The organism is Jeotgalibacillus proteolyticus (assembly GCF_050107735.1).
GTDB classification, from domain to species: Bacteria; Bacillota; Bacilli; order Bacillales; family Jeotgalibacillaceae; genus Jeotgalibacillus; species Jeotgalibacillus proteolyticus_A.
On sequence record NZ_JBNILO010000002.1, the window covers coordinates 122,518 to 144,779 of the forward strand.

A 22,262-nucleotide genomic window follows, 5' to 3' on the forward strand; every position below is an offset into this window, starting at 1 on the left:
GATGAAAAGCAGAGCAGTTTGCCCGGGCAGTTTTGATCCGATAACTTACGGACATCTGGATATTATTTCACGAGGTGCAAAGGTTTTTGACGAATTAAGGATTGTCGTCTTGAATAATTCATCAAAAAAACCCGCCTTTTCAGTAGAAGAAAGAATACAATTAATTAAAGAAGTCACAGCGCATATACCTAATATAAAGGTTGATTCCTACCAGGGACTATTAGTGAATTACGCAAGAGAAGTTGAAGCAAACGTCATCATCAGAGGCTTGAGAGCGGTCTCTGACTTTGAATATGAAATGCAGATCACCTCGATGAACCGTGTACTTCACGAGGAGCTTGAAACGTTTTTTATCATGACAAATAATCAATATTCTTTTTTGAGTTCCAGCATAGTTAAAGAAGTGGCAAAGTACGGAGGGGACATTTCGGAATTAGTGCCTCCTCAGGTTGAGAAAGCTTTACAGCAAAAATACAGTTAAACTATAAAAAGAGGGTGAGACAAATAGTCCCATCCTCTATTTTTGTTCCAGGTTCTTTTAATATTAAATTCTGTTGATAACATCAATCATATTCACATGTAAATTACTAATTCCTTTGTCTCTCAAAGAGAATATGACTGCAGGCCTCATATTCGTTTATGGGCAGCATAAAACTGACTCAGGATGATAAAAAAAGCAACGAGTATGCTTGCTATACAGAGAACAGGTCCAAATTCCATAAACCAGTCAAGTACCTCTGAAGCCTGGTATCTTTGAAAGGTGGATACCTTTTCACTGAAGGATGGAAGCCAAGCAGCGGAGCGGTTCATCCCGATGACCAAAAGCATAAAAATGACCGGAGATATAAAAAGATGTACAATTCTCGCAAGAAAAAATGGTTTGTAGCTTATCGGTGACTGATGAATGCAGGCGATAATTTGTGCATGGATGCAAAAACCCCCAAACGAAATAATTGCCAGTACTGCCAAACAGCTAATCAGGATATTTTTCTCATCCTCAGCGACAGTTGCTGCGCCATTTGAAATTTCAAGAATCCCCAATAAAAATCCGTTAACCCAGTCTGATGAAATTCCTGCAGTTAAACTGAGTTCCTTCAAAATGATTTCTGGCATGACCATGAAGTTGAATTTTAATACTAACGTACTGATTACTGAAAATAGTATAATTAAACCACCTATTACCATCAGCTGTTGGACAGATGTGGCCACAGCGTTTTGAAGAGCAGTACCGAAGGATAAAGGAGCGCTTTTTATTACAGGAAGCACAATGTCATTTTTATTCTTTTTTTCTTTAATCATTCTTCCTGCAAAAATGCCGATTACGATGTTGCCTGCGTAATGAGCAATCAATAGTAAAAGTCCTGCTTGAGGAGTATGTAATAAACCGGCAGACACTGCGCCAAGAATAAAGATTGGACTCGCTCCATTTGTAAAGCAGACAAGGCGCTGAGCATCCGATAAACTAAGGGCACCCTGATTGTATAATTTTACAGATAGTTTAGCGCCTACGGGAAAACCTGACGTAAACCCTAAAAGAAGCACCATGGCACCTTTCCCCGAAACATTAAAGAGCGGTTTCATGACTGGCTGAACCAGTTTGCCAATCCATGACATCCAATTGGATTGAGGGAGAAGTTCAGCTACTATAAAAAATGGCAGTAAAGAAGGAAAAATAATGGTCCACCATATTTCCAATCCTTTAATGGAAGCATCAAGTGACGCCTGAGGGTGTACAATAAGACCAAGCAAGCAAAAAAAGACTCCTGCTGAAAACAAATGAGGGTACAGACGCTGCGTCATAGGGTAGGTCCTCTCTTTAAAGCAGTTCCTTAACAAGTAATGTCAAAATTAAAATGGATACTTTGCTTTTTTTATAAAATATGTTTTTGCCATCATATTAGAACGTTCAACTGGGAGGGGAAGAAATGGAACCGAAAATCGGCCTTGCACTGGGCTCAGGAGGCGCAAGGGGATTTGCACATCTTGGTGTATTGAAAGTGCTTCGAGATGAGAACATCCCTGTTCATATGGTTGCAGGAAGCTCAATGGGCTCCCTGGTAGGGGCAATGTATTGCGCAGGCCATGAACTCGAAGATCTATACCGGCTTGCTCACACATTTAGAAGCAAGTTCTTTGTGGATTTGACTATTCCAAGGATGGGTTTTATTTCGGGAGAGAAAGTAAAACAATTTATTAAGCTGTTCACCCACCAAAAACATATTGAAGATTTGGACATTCCTCTTTCAATAGTAGCAACAGATATTGTAAAAGCAGAGAGGGTTGTTTTTACTAAGGGTCCAGTTGATGTGGCTGTAAGGTCGAGCATCTCAGTACCAGGCATCTTTGTACCTGAGAAAGTAGATGGAAGGCTGCTGGTAGACGGAGGAGTAATTGACCGGGTTCCATCAAGTGTCGTCAGGGACATGGGCGCTGACGTTGTGATTGGGGTAGATGTTTCTCAAGTCAAAAGAAATGCTGAAATAAGTACAATTTATGATGTTATCATGCAAAGTATAGATATTTTACAATCTGAAGTGCTACGATATAAGCTGTCAACAGCAGACGTTTTAATGAGTCCCAAAGTAGAGCAGTTTGGAGGCAAAACGTTTCAACAGGCTGCTGATATTATCCTCCTTGGCGAAGAGGAAGCAAGAAAAGCATTGCCTGCTATACATCAGGCAATTGATTATTGGAAGGAGCGTCAAATGTTAAATGAAAAATAAAGTATGGCTTTGGATCCTGACTGTAATGGTTCTGGTTTTTGCAGCTGCGAGCTTTTATACACTTCCTTATTATATTCAAAAACCAGGCAGCGCCTTTGCACTTGATGATATTGTAGAAGTGGAAGAAGGGACAAGCAGCCAGGGGGATTTTTCTCTTATGACGGTGTCCCAGGTTCAGGCGAATATATTTGCTTATCTATGGGCAAAATTCGATGAATACCAGGTTGTATATCCTGTAGATCAAATCAGAAATCCTCATGAAAGTGATGAAGAATATTCAGTAAGACAGCTGCATCTTATGGACAGTTCTGCTGTTCAGGCCATTGAAGTGGCGTTTAAGGAAGCAGAGGCAGACTATTCATTTACCTACCGAGGCATTTATATATTAAATGTATTTCCTGCTATGCCAGCTGAAGAGGTACTTCGTGCAGGAGACAGAATAACGATGATTGACGGGAATGCGTTTGAATCATCTGAAGAGTTCATTGACTACGTAAAAGATAAAAAGGAGGGAGAGGAAGTTTCGATCAGAGTGGATCGGAACGGACAGATAATAGAAGAAACCCTCCCGCTGAAAGCATTTCCTGAAACACCGGAACAGGTTGGGCTTGGAATTTCTTTAGTGGATGACCGGAAAATTGAAACAGATCCTGATGTTCATATTAATTCTGAAGATATTGGCGGACCTTCGGCAGGGCTGATGTATTCACTTGAAATATATGACCAATTGATTGAAGAGGACCTGACCAAAGGCTACAGCATTGCAGGCACAGGTACCATTTCAAGTGAAGGCGTAGTGGGGAGAATTGGCGGCATAGATCAAAAAGTAGTAGCCGCTGATAAACAGGGAATGGAATACTTCCTGGCGCCGGATGATGAAATCCCTGATGAAATTAAGGAAGAAAACCCTGATATCCTTACCAATTATGAAGCAGCGGCAAAAACCGCAAAAGAGATTGAAACGTCAATGGAAATTATCCCGGTAAAAACCTTTGAGGATGCTCTTAATTTCCTTGAAGAGCTGGAAGTGAAGTCGTAATCAAAAAGAGAAATTTGGGAATTACGAAAAATTTTTATTAATGAGTCAGCCGCTATCATTATGAGGTGAGTGAAAACCTTTCTGCTTAAGCGCCGAAAAGGGTCAAATAGAGGCTGGGGTATAAATTAAAAATTGTAGAAAATGATTAAGTATCTTCTGTGAAGTTAGAGGTGAGCGGAGCGGAAGGTGGCGACTCCCTGCAGAAAGCGTCCGCATGAAGCGCAGCGAACCGGTCAAAGAGGCTGAGACACTTGTCCCAGCCTCCTTTTTTTAACTGCTTTAATGAGCAGTAATCGTTTGAAAAAAATAAAAAGATTAACTGAACATAATAGGCGGCTGTGTAAAATCACTGTCCATTAATTGCTGCCGTGCTTCTCTGTTTTGAATTCCCATGGCATAAACTAAACCGGCCCTGATATCGAGCCTCAGCAGCTGTTCATTTTCTTTTCCGATCCTGCTTATTAACGGCAAAGAAAATAGTTTTTTATGCTGCTGCAAGTATTTTCTTCCCGTGTCATTCATACCAAGCAGCCGGAGATAGGCAGGGGTAAGATGAGTGTAAATCTCCTCTTTCTTTGAGCCGTTTAAAAGGTGAGTCAAAATTCTTTGTATTCGTGTCCAGGTGTACCGCTTCGTTTTTACCGCTTCCATAAAAGAATGGAAAGACTGGCAGCTTTTTGCCGCTTCCACCAATCTATACTGAATACCTTCTTCCATTTCATAATAACTGCCCAGTTCCTGAGGTGATTTCGTTAAAATCAAGTGCTGCAGGACGGGCCAGTAATGCGACCACGAATGGAATTGTCCATTTTGCTCATAATAGGCAGACAACTCCTTATAGGTCGGGATCGGCACATGATCTTGTATAGGAGAAAGTGACGACTCTGAGATGGTTTTGCGGATGCTTGTTGCACTCGAAATTTTATTTTCATGGAGCATGGGGTCATGATAATCAGACGATTGACGTTTGATGGTATAAGGACGGATCGCTGGAGCATATCGCTCAATCGCTTCCATGTATTGAAGACCAAGCATATTATTTGGTTTTGATAAATCCAGCCGGTCTATTTGGCTGGTATTTAACTCTTCATAGCTTTGCGCAACAGCTGAAGGGTAGCTCCAGCCTTTTTTGCTATAGTACTTGATCTGACGGTCGAGTACTTCCTGGTTGTCCCTTCTCCAGTTAATCGTGTCTTCAAAGGCTTTCACAGACCCGTCTTCGCTTCCAAAACAAAGGGAGGAACAACCCATGGAATTCAAGAGCTGCACAGCTCCTGCAGCAAAGTGTGTAGCATGCTGAACGGCAAATGGAAAAGGGAGCTCAATTACTATGTCCACACCTGATGCGAGCGCCATTCTGGTTCTTGACCATTTTGATGCGAGAGCCGGTTCGCCTCTTTGCAGAAAAGGACCGCTCATTACCGCAATTAGTACGTCGCTCCCTGTTGATCTTCGTGATTCTGCTGCATGCAGCAAATGTCCGTTATGGAATGGATTGTATTCAACGACAATTCCTGTAGCTTTCATTTTAATCCCCCTGTTCATACCTTGCAGGAATTTATCCTTTATAGCAGGTTTCATTTAGGTTATAATAGCATTTGAGGCCGATGGGTGGAAGCATCGTTCTTTATCATTAATTACTCTTTGCAGCGGGTCGCTTTAATTAAGAAATGTTTTCTGCATGGTGAATGAACCTTAATAAAATCAGGTTTTAAGCTATATAATTAATTATGACATGTTGTAAAGAAAAAATCTTGACATTCCCTATACAAGGGAATATAATCAACTTTGTGCCTTGAGGTGATGACATATGAAATGGTCAATCATTCAATTACAAAAATTTCGTAACGAAGCGTTCCCAATAGACGAGACGATAGAATTAATAGAATTGCCTAAACGCGATTCTGAGATAAGGGATGTAAGTCCTGTTCATGTGACAGGGCGGGCAGATATTAGCTCTTCTAAAATTACGTTTCATTTACACATCGAAGCAATTTTAACGCTTCCTTGTGCGAGAACGCTTGTTGATGTTCCTTATCCTGTTTCTGTTGATACAACAGAAACCTTCCTGCTCAATTCTTCCCATATGGAAGAAGACGGGCTTCATGAAGAAGTACATTTTCTTGACGGTGAAGTAGTGAATCTTGAATCTGTAATTGAGGAAATTCTTATTCTTCAGGTTCCATTGCAGGTGTTCAGCGACAAAGCAATGGAAGATGAAGGCATGCTGAACGGCAAAGGCTGGGAAGTTGTCTCTGAAGAAGAACTTGAAGAAGAAAGAGAAAAGGAACAAAATGAGCAGCCTAAAAAGGATCCACGTTTAGCTGATCTTGCGAAATTTTTCGACGAAAACAAAAATACGTAAAACATGAACCTTCTCAGATCGTTCATTTTACAATCACTCTCTATAAGGAGGTGGGAAACATGGCGGTACCATTTAGAAGAACATCGAAAACTGCAAAGAGAAAGCGTCGTACGCATTTCAAATTGTCAGTGCCAGGTATGGTAGAATGCTCTAACTGCGGAGAAATGAAGCTTTCTCACCGCGTGTGTAAAGCGTGCGGACAATATAAGGGCAAGGAAATCGTAAACAAATAATTGAACTGCAAGCAGTTCGTGTAAGAAACCTGTATGAGAGGCCATGGCTCTTGTACAGGTTTTTTGCTTTTGATGGCATCTGACAGGGAATAAACGAACAAAATGCAATTCAAATTTCCCCCTTTTGCACGATTATATCCTTAGGTGCTGCATGGTACAATAACACAGAACATGTAAAAAGGGGGAGCGGGACTTGGTTTATAAAATTGAAAAAAAGGATGCTGTACTATTTTTTACAATTCATCGTCCTGAGAAAAAAAACGCAATTAATTATGAAGTGATGAGTGGATTGAAGAAGGCAATTGGACAAGCCGCTGAGGATGACGAAATTAAGGCGTTTGTAGTCACCGGAAGCGGTCATGATGCATTTTGTTCAGGGGGAGATGTTCAGGCATTTCACTCATTAAAAACTTCAAAGGAAGCACATGGTATGCTATCTGAAATGGGAGAAATAGTATATGATTTATCGACTCTTTCAAAAATAACAGTCGCATTAATAAATGGCACAGCTATAGGCGGGGGCTGCGAGATTGCTGCAGCCTGTGATTTTCGCATTGCCTATCCGGGGGTTAAGATGGGGTTTGTTCAAGCAAATTTGGCCATTACAACCGGCTGGGGAGGGGGAACTCTCCTTTATGAACGCTTACAGGCCAGCCATGCATTGCAAATTCTGACAACTGCAGGATTATACAGTGCAGAGGAATTAATGAATAAACGATTTATAGACTATATCGTTCAGGAAAAAACACTTGAAGCAGCGATCGGGCAGCTGCAGCCAATCCTGTTAAAAAATGTGCATGTTCTTTCAGCATACAAGAAAATGCTGATTGAAAAATGGAAAAGAGGAGACTTGCAAGAGAGGATGAAAATGGAAATTGAAGAATGCTCTCTGCTGTGGGAAAAAGAGGCTCACCATGAAGCAGTCGAAAGATTCTTAAACTCTCCCACTCGTAAAAACACGAAATCTTAAAATTTCGTGTTTTTTTTGTGTCTATTTCCTATTGTTCTTGCATAGACTAAAAGTAGATTCAATATTACTAGGGGGTTAAAGAGATGACAAAACTTAGACAAGATGGCTGGACAGCAGAAGAAGACAAATGGCTGGAGGATGCGGTATTGTCACATATCCGCAATGGCAGCACTCAATTAAGAGCCTTTGAAGAGATTGCCCAAAAAGTGAATCGAACTCCAGCAGCCTGCGGATTCAGATGGAACTCTTGTATACGCAAAGAATGCCAGCAGCAAATTGATCAAGCTAAAAAAGAAAGATATGCTAGCCGTAAAGCTTCATCTCCAGTCACTCCAGCGGCATCGGTAAAAACATCCAGGAATTGGTCAGCAGAAGAAATGACCACGCAGCTTTCAAACTGGATCGAGCGGATTTCTTCCCACGATCATTCTATAGACTGGAAAGAAAAATACGTTAAAGCAGAACAAACACTAGAGCATGTGAACAAAGAAAAAGAGAAGCTAGAAATCAAGATTCAGGGACTTGAAGAGGACTACAGGGCGCTGCTGTATCTAATAGAAAAAGCAAGAAAACTTGGTGTTGAAGAGGGAAAAGAAGAAGCATATGAAGCACCGGTATTTAAAATGGAGCCAAATGGAAACCTCTTCAGAATGAATCGGAGCCCGGTAAGAGCAGAACAAAGCGAGGCTGCGGATTTATAATAAGAAAGAAAAACAAATAAAAACCCGGAAAGGCCAGGTAAAGGCTTTTTCGGGTTTTTATGCAGTATGAAACGCTTCCGCTTCTTCATTTTACAAATTAATTAGTGCTTCTGTTCTGTAACCCCTTCCGGATACCAAACAAGGGGATTTTCACCGCGATCACGCTCCATGTCATAGGTGACTTCTTCAAAGCCCATCTTCTTCCAGAAATCATGCGATTGAACTCTGGGGTTTGTTTTTATCGGCAGACCAAAGCTCTTGGCGAATTCAACCATTTGAGCTCCGTATCCTTTTTTCTGGTAATCTGGCAGTACTTCCAGCTTCCAAAGCTCCAAGTAGTCCTGAGCAGGTTCAAAATAAAAATCAAATCTCGCGTCTCTCCTGAATAAGTTCATTCTGGCAATCAGCTTATTGCCCAAATAAATCCCGTAAAAAGGGGAATCGCTGTCATTTTCCACCATATTAGATTCAAGCTCTTCTTTCATGGAGAGTTCCTGCAATCCGACTTCCCTGAATTTATTAAATTCTTCCAGCGTTTTGTAATTAATGCGCAAATGTTCAACTTTAAATCCCATGTCCTCACACCCCTTAAAAGCATTATGCTAAAAAATAATCATAAAAAATAATTACTTTTAACAATATTTTTCTTTATTATATAACAATCAAACAAAAAATTCTGCACATTTGAATAGAAAGCGTTTACAATAAGAGAAGAACTTGCTGTAATAGAAGAGTGAAAGGTTCTATGTCTAATAGAGAGGGGCAGACAATGGTGAAAAAAATATTGATTGCAAATCGCGGAGAAATTGCCTTGCGCATTATTCGCACGTGTAAAAAAATGAACATTGAAACCATTGCAGTGTATTCAGAAGCAGATTCCAATCTGCCGTATGTTAAGCAAGCAGATTCTGCTTTTTTAATCGGTCCGCCTCCTGTTGCTCAATCCTATTTAAAAGCACAGGAGATTTTGGATATTGCGATAAAAGAAGGAGCTGATGCCATCCATCCCGGCTATGGTCTATTATCTGAAAATGCTAAATTTGCTAAAATGACAGAGGATGCAGGCATCAGGTTTATTGGACCAGATTCTGCTGTCATTGCGAGCATGGGAGATAAGATCAAAGCCAGAAACACAATGATTGAAGCGGGAGTACCGGTGGTTCCAGGTCAGGAAAGCAAATCTGCTGATCTTGAATCTGCACTGACATTCGCCAAAAAAGCAGGATTTCCTGTGATGCTGAAAGCAAGCAACGGAGGCGGCGGGGTTGGAATGGTTCACTGCAAAGATGAGCAAGCGCTCACTCAGCACTTTGAAAGCACAAAAAAGCGCTCTGAATCCTACTTTGGCTCAGGTGATCTCTTTATTGAAAAATACATACCAAACGCCAGGCATATCGAAGTACAAATTTTTGGGAGTGCTAGTGGGGAAATTTATCATTTATTTGAAAGAAACTGTTCGATTCAGAGAAGAAACCAGAAAATTATTGAAGAATCACCCTCTCCTAATCTGTCAGACGATGCCAGAGCGCATATTTTTAAAGTGGCGATTCAGGCGGCAAAAGCCGTTAACTACAGGAATGCAGGTACGATTGAAATGATTGTTGATGAAAATGAAAACGCGTATTTTCTCGAGATGAATACCAGGCTGCAGGTAGAGCATCCGGTCACAGAAATGATTACGGGGATTGATTTGGTAGAATGGCAAATTCTTACTGCGCAAAATATTCCTGTACCGGTATCGGATCAGCATCAGATTCAGGAAATTGGCCACGCAGTTGAATTCAGAGTGTACGCAGAGGATCCGGTAACATTTTATCCTTCACCAGGAGAAATGAAAACAGCAATCTTTCCTGAAGGAGAAGGAGTTAGAATCGATTTAGGATACGAACAGGGGAATAAAATTACACCCTATTATGACCCTATGATTGCGAAAATTATTTTTAGCGATCAGACAAGAGAAGCCTGTTTAATGAAGGCTGAACATGCATTAACTGAGATTCAAATTGAAGGAGTTAAAACAAATATCCCGCTGTTTCAGCATGTGCTCAAATCTGAGGCATTTAAACGGGGAAATTATCATACTCAGACACTAGAACAGCTAAAAAAAGGAGAGAATTAATATGAAAGAGATTTATTCATCAATGGCAGGAACTGTATTTCAGGTAATAGCGGGAGAAGGAGATACAGTATCAAAAGGACAAACCGTTCTGGTCCTTGAATCAATGAAAATGGAGATTCCTGTGGATTCGGAGCATGACGGGACCTTGAAAGAAATAAAGGTAGCTGTAGGAGATTTCGTCAACGAAGGGGATATCTTAGCCGTATTAGCTTAGTTTGTAAAAGGGGGAAATCGTCATGAACAAACAAACAGAAAATCAAAGCAGATTTGAAGAGGTTACCCGTGCTATAAAAAAAGGCGGCCATGAAAAATATCATGAAAAACAGGCGGCAGCCGGAAAGCTTTTTGTAAGAAAGCGTCTGGAATTGCTCTTAGATGAGGGCTCTCTTCAGGAGGATGGGCTATTTGCTAACCAGACAGCAGGCGATTTACCTGCAGACGGCGTTGTGACCGGAACAGGGAAAATAAGCGGAAGACCAGTTTGCTTTATGGCGAATGATTCGACTGTAAAAGCGGGTTCGTGGGGCGCAAGAACGGTTGAGAAAATCATCCGCATTCAGGAAACCGCTGAAAAACTGATGATTCCTTTGCTTTATCTAGTGGATTCGGCTGGAGCAAGAATTACAGACCAGCTTGATATGTTCCCAAATCGCAGAGGAGCCGGCAGAATTTTTCATAACCAGGTCCGGTTATCCGGCTCAATTCCACAGGTTTGTCTGCTGTTTGGCCCATCCGCAGCAGGCGGTGCATACATACCTGCTTTTTGTGATGTTGTCATCATGGTAGAAGGGAACGCCTCGATGTATCTCGGATCTCCAAGAATGGCTGAAAAAGTGATTGGAGAAAAAGTGTCCCTTGAAGAAATGGGCGGCGCACGAATGCATTGTTCCGTCAGCGGCTGCGGAGATATTTTAGCGGCAAATGAAGAAGAGGCAATAAAACAGGCTCAGGACTATTTAAGCTACATTCCATCCAATTTCAGCTCTGCTGTACCAGTGTGGGAGAATAGCAAACCAGCTTCAGATAAAAAATTGTCAGAGCTGATCCCGCAAAATCAAAATGCTCCATTCAATATGTACGATGCGATAGAATCTCTTGCAGATGGAAAAAGCTTCTTTGAAATTAAAGGGTTATTTGCACCTGAATTGATAACAGGCTTTGCCAGGTTGGACGGAAAGTCTGTGGGAATTGTGGCAAACCAGCCAAAGGTAAAAGGCGGCGTTCTTTTCGTGGATTCAGCTGACAAAGGAGCTAAATTTATTCAATTATGTGATGCGTTCAATATTCCCCTGCTCTTTTTAGCAGATGTTCCAGGGTTTATGATTGGAACTAAAGTAGAAAGAGCAGGGATTATCAGGCATGGAGCTAAGCTGATTGCAGCGATGAGTTCTGCTACTGTGCCTAAAATCTCGGTTGTGGTCAGAAAAGCATACGGTGCAGGCCTATATGCCATGTCCGGGCCTGCGTTTGAACCGGACTGCTGCTTAGCTCTTCCTACAGCTCAAATTGCCGTGATGGGACCTGAAGCAGCAGTAAATGCGGTCTACTCAAATAAAATCCAGGCAATTGAAGATCCTAAAGAGCGCATTGCCTATGTTCAGCAAAAGCATCAGGAATACAAAGAAGAAATTGATGTTTACAAACTGGCCTCAGAGCTGATTATTGATGACATTGTAGAGCCGGATCAGCTAAGAAACGAATTAATCACACGTTTTGACTATTTCTCGACCAAAAGAATTGCACCTGCACCTAAAAAAAGATCAGTTAATCCTGTTTAATTACCTTAAAACAGCAAGGAACTTTACACCCTCCTGTCGAATTATTCGTCAGAGGTGTAAAGTTCTTTTTTAAATGGATCGCATGGCTGTAAGACACTGCATCTCATATGAAAGAGCAGCCGGCAAAAAATAAATAATTATCAGGATCTAAACAATCTTACGAATATACATACACACATTAAAATTTGCTAAACTGGTACTAAAGAAGGTGAGTCTATGAAAATCACAATCATCGGAGCAGGTTCAATCGGTCTGCTGTTTGCAGCAAAACTAACTAAACTTGGTCATGACATACATATTATTACTCGTCAACAAAATCAAAGTGATGAGCTTTCCTCTCATGGAATTAAACTGTACAACGGAACGAACACAGATGTAGTGAAGGTATCTTCAAGTCACTTATTGAAGCACAAAAAAGATCATGATTGTTATATTGTAACGGTTAAACAATATCACTTAGAGGCGTTAGTTCCATTTTTATCCTCTCTCCCTGCTTCTGTACCTATTATTTTTACCCAAAATGGGATGTCGCACTTGAAATTGATTGAAAATCTTCCGCAGCACCATATTTTTGTTAGTACGGTTGAACATGGAGCAGAAAAAATATCAGAAAGAGAAGTTCGTCACAATGGAATAGGGAATTGGAGACTTGCACCGGTGAAGGGTCATACAGATGTTCTTTCTTCTCTTATGAGTGGTAAAGATCATACATTCCCGACTCAATTTTATTTGGACTATTACCCTTTACTGGCAGAAAAAGTAATGAAAAATATAGTCATCAACTCACTAACTGCTTTGTTTGATGTGAAAAATGGGGAGTTAATCAGCAACCCGCACCTGCACAAGCTCCTGCATGCTCTTTATCATGAAGTGCTGATGGTTTTTTCTGATCTGACGGATCCCCCTTCTTTTGCCGAAATTGAATCACTTTGCAAAAAGACAGCCGAGAACAGCTCTTCTATGAGAACGGATCTAAGATTAAACAGACCTACTGAAGTGGATGCGATTATTGGATTTGGCCTTCAAAAAGGAAGAGCGGAGGGGTGCAGTCTGCCGGTGACAGCCTTTGTTTATGAAAGTATACTTGCGATTGAATATAGAAAGGGGATCAGGAATTGACCAACGCGATTGCGTTTGTACTCTCAATATTTATTATTATGCCCTTTTTAGTTTATCTCCTGCTTTTTTCGTTTGCAAAATGGCTCACTGGTAATCATAAGTACGCAGTGAATCTAGCTGTCTACTGTGCAACACCATTTGTTATAGGTTCAGTCTACTTTTTAATGCTTGCCATCTGGAAACAGTCTTTCTTGTGGCTGATTTTGATTCTTATGGCTTTAATTGGCATTTATTTAGCTTTTTATATTTGGAAGAATAATGATGATTTTGATTGGCAGAAAATCTATCGTGGTTTTTGGAGAATGAATTTTGCTCTTTTTACACTGGTTTACGGAATCCTGATCGTTTTTGGATTAGTGTACAGTGTATTCAGGTCAAATAGTTAACAAGAATAGTATGATTTCAGAGCTTGGTAAACACATTGGCGTTTTTTCATTTCCTTATAAATTTTATCAGCTTACCCAGGTTGATTTTCCTGAAGCATCTTCTTTCGTATTTAAGACCCCAAGTGCTATACTCTTTAAGAAGAATGTCCGAAAAAAGGGGTTTTAAGCTATGCTATTTAAAAATATATCACTTCCGGCTATCCAGCCGTTCGCCTCTCGTTATCTGAAAAAGGATGAGAACGTCCTCTCAAATTTTCACTACACGTACGATGGCCAGGAAGCCTATGCTAAGCGGTTAAAAGAATTGCAGGAACGCTCCTTTATGCGGGCAGAGCTTGCTGATTGTATAGAAGCGTATATGAAACCATTCCCATCGAGCGAGGCAGTCGAACAATCACTTGCTGATTTGCGGTCAGAAGGTGTTGTCGTTATAGGCGGTCAGCAGGCGGGTTTATTAACTGGACCGCTTTATTCCATACATAAGGTGATTTCCACCATCCATTTAGCAAAAGTGCAGTCTCAAGAACTGAATGTCCCTGTAATACCGGTTTTTTGGATAGCCGGAGAAGACCATGATTTTATGGAAATAAATCATGTTTACGTGGAAAGAGACGGGAAGCTGGACAAAAAAGGCTACTCAGAGCGTGTACTGGATAAAAGGATGGCTTCAGATACGCCATTTGAGAAAACGTCTATGAAAAAATGGGTTAGATCTATTCTTAGAGAGTTCGGTGAAACTTCCCATACAGCTGATTTAATGGAATTGCTGGATGAGGCTATTGAAACATCGGACTCTATGACGTCGCTGTTTGCGTTTATTATTATGTCGCTTTTTAAAGAAGAAGGATTGTTAGTTATTGATTCAGCTGATAAAGGGCTCAGAAATATTGAACAGCCGTTTTTTCAAAAGCTTTTTGAGCATAGCGATTCCATAACGACATCGGTTTTAAAGCAGCAGGAGATGTTGAAAGAAAATGGGTATCATCCCTTAATTGATATTGCAAACAATGCTGTTAATCTGTTTGTAAATGTGAATGGAGAACGCATTTTACTCGTTAAGACATCTGAAGGATATCAGGACAAAAACGGAGGAAACAAGTTTACTCATGATGAACTGGAAGAGCTTATAAAGAAATCTCCTCACTTATTCAGTAATAACGTAGTGACCCGTCCTCTTATGCAGGAATGGCTGTTTCCTTCCCTTTCTTTCATAGCGGGTCCTGGAGAAATTGCTTATTGGGCTGAATTAAAAAGTGCTTTTGAAAAGCTTGATATGACAATTCCTCCAATCATGCCAAGATTGAACATGACCATTGTGGAAAGAGATATTCAGCAAAAACTCTCTGAATTAAATCTCTCCATCGATAAAGTTTTATCAAGCGGAATAAAAAAAGAAAAACAGCAGTTTTGGGCTGAAGTAAAAGATGAAACAATCGAAAAGTATATAGAAGAAACACAAAACATGATTCTGGATCAATATCGCAAAATGAAACAAAAAGCACAGGATCTGCACCCAGGACTGCCTGACATCGTTGAAAAGAACCTGGCTATTCATGAAAAGCAATTAACGTATCTTAAGCGGAAAGCAAATGACTATATAGCCTTTAAACATCAGGTGGAGCTTTTAAAATATGATCAGGTTGAAAGCAGACTCAGACCTGATGATGGTCCACAGGAGCGCATTTGGAATGTCTTTTATTTTATGAACAAATATGGCATCGAGTTTGTTTCTGAATTAGTCCAGCTCGATTTTCAATTTGATCATAACCATAAGGTCGTATATGTATAATCATTTTTAAACTTATAAAAGTTTTAAAATGAGGAAGTATTCGTCAACAGTAAGAGAAAAACGGATCTTGAGTTGGCGGCTCAACCAGTGGATGACAGCTGCTTTAGAATTTGCGGGATGAAAAGTCCGCATAAAAACGAATCGAACCGGTTAAAGAGGCTGGGACAAAAATCAATAAAGTTAAAAAAAGAAACAGTAATTATTATTAGTAAGAGGTGAGCTTCGCAGAAGGTGGCGACTCCAGCAGAAGATGACGGATGCTTGAGACTTTACAGGAAAAAATTCTGAAAAGGCTCAAGCCCCCGTTCCTGCGGAAATCGTACGCCTGAAGTTCAGAGAACCGTTGAAAGAGACTGAGACACTTTGTCCCGGTCTCTTTTTTATTGTATTTTTCTCAATTACACAAAGAAACATAGAATTTTTCAAGACAAAAGGAAAATATTCTTATAATTCAAAAATTTTTAAATTAAAAATTTTATCCTTTTCTATTTCCCAGATTACAGTTGTGTTAGAATGTAAAGAAAGAAGTGGTACGAAGTGGGGGACTGTGGTACATTTAGGTGGAGAGGTGGGAAAGACGCATGTTCATGGGAGAATATCAACATAATATTGATACCAAAGGCAGAATTATTGTTCCTGCTAAATACCGTGAATATGTGGAAGACGTCTTTGTCATTACCCGAGGACTTGATCAATGTCTTTTCGGCTATCCTATGAATGAATGGCGCCGCCTTGAAGAAAAAGTTCGTTCCCTTCCTGTAACAAAAAAGGATGCCCGTGCATTTGCGAGGTTTTTCTTTTCTGGAGCTGTAGAGTGTGAAATTGATAAGCAGGGCCGTATAAACCTTCCTAAAAACTTACTTGATTACGCGAAAATCGAAAAAGAATGTATGATTCTTGGAGTGTCAAGCAGGATTGAAATTTGGGGGAAATCCATTTGGGAAAATTATTTGGATGAGCAGGAAGACTCTTTTGCAGAAATTGCAGAGAATCTGATTGATTTTGATTTATAAACGCAAAGAAATATTGAGGTGACCCCGAAATGTTCGATCACACGACTGTACTGTTAAAAGAAACGGTGGATGGTCTGGCTGTAAAACCTGATGGAGTGTACGTGGACTGTACACTTGGAGGCGCCGGACACAGTGAATATCTTTTGTCCAAGCTGTCTGAAAAAGGGCGATTATTTTGCTTTGATCAGGATCAGACAGCCATTGATAATGCCCGTAAGAAATTAGAGCCTTATGCAGGGCAGGTTACGTTCATTAAAGCAAATTTCCGTTTTTTAAAAGAGGAACTAGCTCTGTTAGATGTTCATGAAGTGGACGGAATCTTGTACGATCTAGGCGTGTCATCCCCGCAGCTTGATACTCCGGAGCGAGGGTTCAGCTACCATAATGATGCTCCGCTGGACATGAGAATGGATCAGTCGGCTTCATTGACAGCCAAAACGGTTGTCAATGAATGGGCGTTTGAAGATTTGGTGAGAATTTTCTACAGATATGGAGAAGAGAAATTCTCTAAGCAAATTGCTCGCAAAATCGAAGCTGCAAGAGAAGGCAAAGAGATTGAAACCACTGGCGAATTAGTTGAATTAATTAAGGATGGAATCCCTGCACCAGCCAGACGGAAGGGCGGGCATCCAGCAAAACGGGTGTTTCAGGCAATCAGGATTGCGGTCAATGATGAATTAGGTGTAGTAGAAGAATCATTGGAACAGGCCATGGAGATCTTAAAACCGGGCGGACGGATCAGCGTCATTACCTTCCATTCACTCGAAGACAGAATTTGTAAAACCATGTTTAAAAAAGCCTCACAAGGGCCGGAACTTCCGCCGGGATTTCCGGTGATACCGGAAGAATTCAAACCAATGCTTAAACTGATTACACGCAAGCCTATCGTAGCAAGCACTGAAGAACTTGAAGTAAATAATCGTTCCAGATCGGCAAAACTCAGAATTGTAGAGAAAAACACATAAAAAATTGATGGGGGGAATTAGAATGGCAAATACTGCAAGGCAGTACAAAGAATATCAATCAGCGGAACAAGTAAAAAAAGTCAGAGTAGTGAAGCAGAGAACCTCTCCTTTTACCTTAGGTGAAAAAGTAATTGCCATGGTTTTTGTTGCTTTTATCTGCATAGCGAGTCTGCAAATCATTACAGCTCAAGCGGAAATATACAATACTAACAAAGAAATTCAAAATCTGGAAACAACGATCGTGAGCCAGCAGAACATCAATGATGACTTATCTATTCAAATCAGCCAGATGAGTACATATGAGCGTGTATGGGAAAAGGCAAAAGAGCTTGGATTGACACTTGATGAAGCAAATGTGAAGGTTGTTCAGCAGCCATGAAATCGGCTTTGAAAACAGTAAAAAAAAATTGGGGCGCCTACCTATTATTTTTGGTATTTGGTGCTCTCTTTTTTATTTTACTTACAAGGTTCTTAACCCTTCAGATCACTGGTGAAGCAGAAGGCCGCGATTTAGCTGCTCAGGCGGAGGCACAATATGCCAGAGAACGCACGCTTGAAGCAGAAAGAGGCAAAATTGTAGACAGACATGGAGAAGTCATAGCTGAAGACACATCTGCTTATAAAATTGTTGCTGTACTTAATGAAGAAATGAAAACAAGTGCAGGAGATCCAAATTATGTAGAGGATCCCGAACAAACGGCTGAGATTTTGGCTGAACATCTTTCAATTGAAAAATCAGAAATTCTTGAGACCCTTGAACAGGGGATTGCGAATGAGCGTTTTCAGGTAGAATTTGGTCCTGAAGGAAAAGATATTCCTTTAGAGATTAAAAGTGCTCTCGAGGATCTTGAATTGCCTGGTATTTTCTTTTTGGAGGATTTAAAAAGATTTTATCCAAATGGAATCTTCTCCTCTCATTTGGTCGGATTCGCCCGTCCTGAGGAACAGGAAGACGGAACAGTTGATGCAGTTGGTCAAATGGGAATCGAGAAAAATCTAAACAAATATCTTCAAGGTAAAAATGGGAAAATGGAATACGAAGTAGACGCAAGAGAATTTTTCCTTCCTTCCGGAGAGGAAACAATACAAAAAGCTAAAGACGGAAACGATGTTTATTTAACTCTCGATAAAAAAGTTCAGACATTTCTTGAGGATGCAATGAGTCAGGTTGCAGAAGAATACAGCCCGAAACAAATGTATGGGGTTGTTGCGGATCCAAAAACAGGTGAAATTCTTGCGATGAGCCAGCGGCCGACATTTGATCCTGATTCTAGGGAAGGCCTTTCAGACAACTGGTTAAACCAAATTGTTGAAAGTACCTTTGAGCCGGGGTCAACCTTTAAAGCATTTTCTCTTGCTGCTGCTGTGGAAGAAGGCGTATTTAATCCCAATGCCACTTATCAGTCAGGAACTTATGATGTTTTAGGAACGGTTATAGGCGACCATAACAACGGAGCCGGCTGGGGAGAAATCAGTTATCTTGAAGGGGTGCAGCGCTCTTCGAACGTAGCGTTTGCCAAACTCCTTAAATCAATGGGAGAAGAACGTTTTGAAAGCTATCTAGAAGCATTTGGATTCGGGGCTCCAACCGGCATAGATTTGCCTAATGAAGCTGGAGGAAATATCCTTTATGAATGGCCGATAGAAAAAGTGACTACTGTTTTCGGTCAGGGAACGACTGTCACGCCTTTGCAGATGATTCAGGCGCAAACCGCCATTGCAAACGATGGGAAGATGATGACCCCATATGTTATTTCAAAAATTGTTGACTCAAATACAGATAAAACGGTTCTTGAAGGAGAGCCGGAGGTGTCCGGCGAACCGATTTCTGCTGAAACAGCAGCTAAGGTAAGAGAATATTTGGCTACCACCATTTCATCTGAGAACGGAACAGGACAGCCTTTTGCCATTCCCGGCTATGAAGTGTCCGGAAAGTCAGGGACTGCCCAAATACCTGATTCATCTACCGGAAAGTACATGCAGGGGAGAAACAATTATCTGTTTTCTTTCATGGGGATGGCCCCGGCAGATGATCCTGAGCTGATTGTGTATGTAGCCATTCAACAGCCGTCTATCAGTAATTCTGAGATCGGATCAGATCCGGTTTCAAAAGTGTTTAACCCGGTTATGCTCAACAGCCTGAAATACTTAAACATTGAACCGGCACAAGCGCCTTCGGCTAAGGCTGTTGCCATTGAAGATTATGAGGGCGAGAACGCAAAAGAGATAAAAGAAAAATTGGGAGAACAAGGTATTGAAACCGTGCTTTTAGGAAATGGCAAGACAGTCGTTGGACAGTCGTCAAAAGATACTTCGCTGCTGGCTGGTGAAAAATTCATCCTGCTGACAGACGGCGACCTGACAATACCTGATGTAAGCGGATGGTCCGTGAGAGACGTAATCAAAATGGCCAGTCTGGCTAAATTGGAGGTTAACACGGCGGGCTCCGGTTATGCGCAAAAACAAAGCATTAAGCCGGACACACCCATCTCTGGCGATGAGCCGCTCATTGTTTCATTTGGCACAAATGACCAGCAGCAAAGCAGTGAAGCAGAAGAAGAAGAAGACCTTGTGCAGGATTAACTGAATAATTTAGAAAACTAAGCTGGTCTCAATACAACAAAAAGGTTGGGACAAACCTCAAAAGGTCTAAAAGAATGAGGAGAGCGGTGACTTCATCAGGATTTGACGGCTGCTTGAGACTTTTCGGGGCACAGCGAAGAAAAGTTCAACCCACCGCCACTCACAGAAAGCACACCGCCTGAAAGCTTAGTGTACCTCTCAAAAAGAGGCTGGGATAAAACTCAAAAGAATTTAAAGAAATGAAAAAGTTTTTATGAATAGTAAGAGGAGAGAGGAGCGGAAGGTGGCGACTGCAGGATTTGACGGTTGTTTGAGACTATACAGGGCAAGGGCCTGGAGAGGCTCAACCCCCCGTCCCTGTGGAAAGCGAGCCCCTGAAGCGCAGCGAACCGGTCAAAGAGCTTGAGACACTTTTGTCTCAAGCTCTTTTTTGTCATTACTTTCTACACCATTCATATACATTAAGTATTACGAAAATGGAGGATTGTGCTCCTTGAAAAAGATCACAAATCGAATGGTTAGAAAAAGACTGGCACTGGCTCTTCTGCTCTTTTTAACTGGAATCATCATTTTATCAGGACGTATGTTTATTGTTCAGTTTATCTCCCATGACACTTTATTAACAAAAGCATTAAGCAGCTGGAGCAGAGAACTGCCGATGGAAGCGGAAAGAGGATTAATTTACGACCGGAATGGCGAGCCAATTGTGACGAATAAACTGGCGCCAAGCTTGTTTATTATCCCGAGACAGATAGAAGACCGGAAAGAAGCGGCGGAAATGCTTGCTGAAGTTCTGGACATGCCGCTAGAAAAAGCAGTGGAGTTTGTAGAAAGAAAAGGTTCAATGGAAAAACTTCATCCTGAAGGAAGAAAATTATCATTTGAACAAGTCAGAAAGATAGAAGAAGCCGAATTAAAAGGTATTTATATCGCAGATGATTTCGAAAGGCAGTACCCTAATGGACGTTCCCTTGCTCATGTTCTTGGTTTTATTGGAGTGGACAACCAGGGGTTATCAGGACTTGAACTTATGCATGATAAGATGCTGAATGGCGAAAAGGGGGCAATTGAGCTTTACACAGATGCAAAAGGCAGAGATATGGAAGATATGAGTGCAAATTATAATCAGCCTGAAAAAGGGAATGATCTTTATTTAACGATCGATCAAGATATTCAATCCATTCTGGAACGCGAACTAACGAATGCACAAATTCAGTATGAGCCTGATCAAATGCTTGCTGTTGCCATGAATCCAAAAACTGGTGAAATCTTAGGAATGGCCAGCAGACCGGATTTTCATCCTTTGACGTATCAGGAAGCTAATCCAGACATTTATAATCGCATTTTACCTGTATGGAGTACCTATGAGCCAGGGTCAACATTTAAGATAATTACGCTTGCAGCCGCTTTGGAAGAAGGTAAAGTGGATCTTGAAAATGAACAATTTTATGATTCAGGCTCTGTTGAAATTGCAGGTACACACTTGCATTGCTGGAAAAGAGAGGGGCATGGCCAGCAGACTTTTCTGGAAGTGGTTCAAAACTCATGCAATCCCGGCTTTATTGAGTTAGGAAATCGTCTTGGGAAAGAAACACTATTTGAATATATTCATAATTTCGGATTTGGGGAGAAAACGGGGGTTGATCTTCAGGGTGAAGCGAGCGGTATTTTATTTTCACTTGACAATGTAGGCCCGTTGGAGCTTGCCACCACAGCCTTTGGTCAAGGAGTCTCCGTAACGCCGATTCAGCAGATTACAGCGGTTTCAGCAGCGATTAACGGCGGACATTTGCCGACACCTCATATTGCGAAAAAATGGGTTAACGGAGATACAGGTGAGGTGATTAAAGAAGTTGAACCCGAAATTAAAAGACAGGTCATATCAGAAGAAACATCGAAAAAAGTAAGGGAAGCTCTTGAAACAGTGGTGGCACAAGGTACAGGAAGGGGAGCTTATGTTGAAAATTACAGAGTTGGCGGGAAAACAGGAACAGCTCAAAAAGTTAAAGATGGAAGATACATGGAAGACAGCTATATCGTTTCATTTATTGGTTTTGCTCCAAGCGACGATCCAGAATTAATTGTCTATATTGCCATCGATCATCCAAAAAATACGGTTCAGTTCGGAGGAGTCGTAGCAGCGCCAATTGTCGGTAATATTCTTGAAGACGGCTTGAGAACGCTTGGGGTGGAACCTAGAAAAACCCAGGTTGAAAAATCAGTGCGCTGGCTTGATCCGGTCACGTATAAAGTACCTGATTTGATCGGTGTTACAACGAAAGAATTAAAGGATATGCTTCTTCCTCTTAAGCTGGAAGTGGAAGGGACTGGTCCAAAAGTCATTGAACAATCTCCGAAAGCAAATGTCACCGTAAACGAGGGGACAACCGTCCGGGTTATGATGGGCGGGGGAGAATAAGATGTATGGAACTCCAATGCAAAGTAAGCTACAATAAAAACATGCGAATGTGACGGAGTA

21 protein-coding genes are annotated in these 22,262 nt (G+C 41.1%); 18 read left to right on the forward strand and 3 right to left on the reverse strand.

The features are described from left to right. Position 1 precedes the first annotated feature (1 nt). The gene (gene coaD / locus ACQCT8_RS03435) at positions 2 to 481 is read left to right on the forward strand and encodes a pantetheine-phosphate adenylyltransferase (RefSeq protein WP_278238902.1); all 480 of its coding nucleotides are present in this window, start codon (positions 2 to 4) and stop codon (positions 479 to 481) included. Between the two features lie 146 nt (positions 482 to 627). Here coaD and ACQCT8_RS03440 read toward each other — a convergent pair whose 3' ends face one another. Next, a complete protein-coding gene (locus ACQCT8_RS03440; protein ID WP_426868496.1) occupies positions 628 to 1,800 on the reverse strand; it encodes a nucleoside recognition domain-containing protein in 1,173 nt (390 codons plus the stop codon). Between the two features lie 125 nt (positions 1,801 to 1,925). On the opposite strand from ACQCT8_RS03440, the gene ACQCT8_RS03445 reads away from it, so the two are divergent. Together ACQCT8_RS03445 and ACQCT8_RS03450 are read left to right on the forward strand one after the other, a co-directional pair. Further along, positions 1,926 to 2,723: a patatin-like phospholipase family protein gene (locus ACQCT8_RS03445; RefSeq protein WP_426868498.1), complete on the forward strand. Its 798-nt coding sequence runs from the start codon at positions 1,926 to 1,928 to the stop codon at positions 2,721 to 2,723. Beyond that, on the forward strand, positions 2,713 to 3,762 hold the full coding sequence (locus ACQCT8_RS03450; RefSeq protein ID WP_426868499.1) for a SepM family pheromone-processing serine protease: 1,050 nt from the start codon (positions 2,713 to 2,715) through the stop codon (positions 3,760 to 3,762). The genes ACQCT8_RS03445 and ACQCT8_RS03450 overlap by 11 nt, the downstream gene beginning before the upstream one ends. 315 nt (positions 3,763 to 4,077) lie before the next feature. Here ACQCT8_RS03450 and ACQCT8_RS03455 read toward each other — a convergent pair whose 3' ends face one another. Continuing rightward, a complete protein-coding gene (locus ACQCT8_RS03455) occupies positions 4,078 to 5,289 on the reverse strand; it encodes a nucleotidyltransferase (RefSeq protein ID WP_426868501.1) in 1,212 nt (403 codons plus the stop codon). Positions 5,290 to 5,572: 283 nt separating this feature from the next. Between ACQCT8_RS03455 and ACQCT8_RS03460 the strand changes: the two genes are divergently transcribed. From ACQCT8_RS03460 to ACQCT8_RS03475, 4 genes are all read left to right on the forward strand, one after another. Then, complete coding sequence (locus ACQCT8_RS03460) at positions 5,573 to 6,127, forward strand: YceD family protein (protein WP_426868502.1); 555 nt, start codon at positions 5,573 to 5,575, stop codon at positions 6,125 to 6,127. A gap of 59 nt (positions 6,128 to 6,186) precedes the next feature. Next, complete coding sequence (rpmF, locus tag ACQCT8_RS03465) at positions 6,187 to 6,360, forward strand: 50S ribosomal protein L32 (protein ID WP_278238908.1); 174 nt, start codon at positions 6,187 to 6,189, stop codon at positions 6,358 to 6,360. A 193-nt stretch (positions 6,361 to 6,553) separates the two neighbouring features. Further along, positions 6,554 to 7,330 carry an enoyl-CoA hydratase/isomerase family protein gene (locus ACQCT8_RS03470; protein WP_426868505.1) on the forward strand — a complete coding sequence of 259 codons (777 nt, stop codon included), beginning with the start codon at positions 6,554 to 6,556 and terminating at the stop codon, positions 7,328 to 7,330. An 83-nt stretch (positions 7,331 to 7,413) separates the two neighbouring features. Further along, a complete protein-coding gene (locus ACQCT8_RS03475; protein WP_426868506.1) occupies positions 7,414 to 8,031 on the forward strand; it encodes an RsfA family transcriptional regulator in 618 nt (205 codons plus the stop codon). A gap of 101 nt (positions 8,032 to 8,132) precedes the next feature. Here ACQCT8_RS03475 and ACQCT8_RS03480 read toward each other — a convergent pair whose 3' ends face one another. Further along, a complete protein-coding gene (locus ACQCT8_RS03480; RefSeq protein WP_278238911.1) occupies positions 8,133 to 8,606 on the reverse strand; it encodes an N-acetyltransferase in 474 nt (157 codons plus the stop codon). A gap of 197 nt (positions 8,607 to 8,803) precedes the next feature. Here ACQCT8_RS03480 and ACQCT8_RS03485 point away from each other — a divergent pair, with 197 nt between their 5' ends. The 11 genes from ACQCT8_RS03485 (at position 8,804) to ACQCT8_RS03535 (ending at position 22,202) form a co-directional block, all read left to right on the forward strand. Beyond that, complete coding sequence (locus tag ACQCT8_RS03485; RefSeq protein ID WP_426869130.1) at positions 8,804 to 10,150, forward strand: acetyl-CoA carboxylase biotin carboxylase subunit; 1,347 nt, start codon at positions 8,804 to 8,806, stop codon at positions 10,148 to 10,150. Between the two features lies 1 nt (position 10,151). Further along, positions 10,152 to 10,364 (forward strand): acetyl-CoA carboxylase biotin carboxyl carrier protein subunit, encoded by a 213-nt coding sequence (locus tag ACQCT8_RS03490; RefSeq protein ID WP_426868509.1) that lies wholly within the window; start codon positions 10,152 to 10,154, stop codon positions 10,362 to 10,364. A 22-nt stretch (positions 10,365 to 10,386) separates the two neighbouring features. Further along, a complete protein-coding gene (locus ACQCT8_RS03495) occupies positions 10,387 to 11,928 on the forward strand; it encodes an acyl-CoA carboxylase subunit beta (protein WP_426868511.1) in 1,542 nt (513 codons plus the stop codon). A gap of 216 nt (positions 11,929 to 12,144) precedes the next feature. Then, positions 12,145 to 13,047 carry a 2-dehydropantoate 2-reductase gene (locus ACQCT8_RS03500; RefSeq protein ID WP_426868512.1) on the forward strand — a complete coding sequence of 301 codons (903 nt, stop codon included), beginning with the start codon at positions 12,145 to 12,147 and terminating at the stop codon, positions 13,045 to 13,047. Then, positions 13,044 to 13,433 carry a DUF3397 domain-containing protein gene (locus ACQCT8_RS03505; protein ID WP_426868514.1) on the forward strand — a complete coding sequence of 130 codons (390 nt, stop codon included), beginning with the start codon at positions 13,044 to 13,046 and terminating at the stop codon, positions 13,431 to 13,433. The genes ACQCT8_RS03500 and ACQCT8_RS03505 overlap by 4 nt, the downstream gene beginning before the upstream one ends. A gap of 169 nt (positions 13,434 to 13,602) precedes the next feature. Then, positions 13,603 to 15,222, forward strand: coding sequence for a bacillithiol biosynthesis cysteine-adding enzyme BshC (gene bshC, locus ACQCT8_RS03510; RefSeq protein ID WP_426868516.1), 1,620 nt, complete (start codon positions 13,603 to 13,605; stop codon positions 15,220 to 15,222). Positions 15,223 to 15,803: 581 nt separating this feature from the next. Further along, a complete protein-coding gene (gene mraZ / locus ACQCT8_RS03515; protein WP_426868518.1) occupies positions 15,804 to 16,235 on the forward strand; it encodes a division/cell wall cluster transcriptional repressor MraZ in 432 nt (143 codons plus the stop codon). A 29-nt stretch (positions 16,236 to 16,264) separates the two neighbouring features. Continuing rightward, positions 16,265 to 17,200: a 16S rRNA (cytosine(1402)-N(4))-methyltransferase RsmH gene (gene rsmH, locus ACQCT8_RS03520; protein WP_426868520.1), complete on the forward strand. Its 936-nt coding sequence runs from the start codon at positions 16,265 to 16,267 to the stop codon at positions 17,198 to 17,200. A gap of 22 nt (positions 17,201 to 17,222) precedes the next feature. Beyond that, on the forward strand, positions 17,223 to 17,579 hold the full coding sequence (gene ftsL / locus ACQCT8_RS03525) for a cell division protein FtsL (protein WP_426868522.1): 357 nt from the start codon (positions 17,223 to 17,225) through the stop codon (positions 17,577 to 17,579). After that, a complete protein-coding gene (locus ACQCT8_RS03530; RefSeq protein ID WP_426868523.1) occupies positions 17,576 to 19,783 on the forward strand; it encodes a penicillin-binding transpeptidase domain-containing protein in 2,208 nt (735 codons plus the stop codon). Before ftsL ends, ACQCT8_RS03530 begins: the two co-directional genes overlap by 4 nt. Before the next feature lie 514 nt (positions 19,784 to 20,297). Beyond that, the gene (locus tag ACQCT8_RS03535; protein ID WP_426869132.1) at positions 20,298 to 22,202 is read left to right on the forward strand and encodes a stage V sporulation protein D; all 1,905 of its coding nucleotides are present in this window, start codon (positions 20,298 to 20,300) and stop codon (positions 22,200 to 22,202) included. Positions 22,203 to 22,262: the final 60 nt, after the last annotated feature.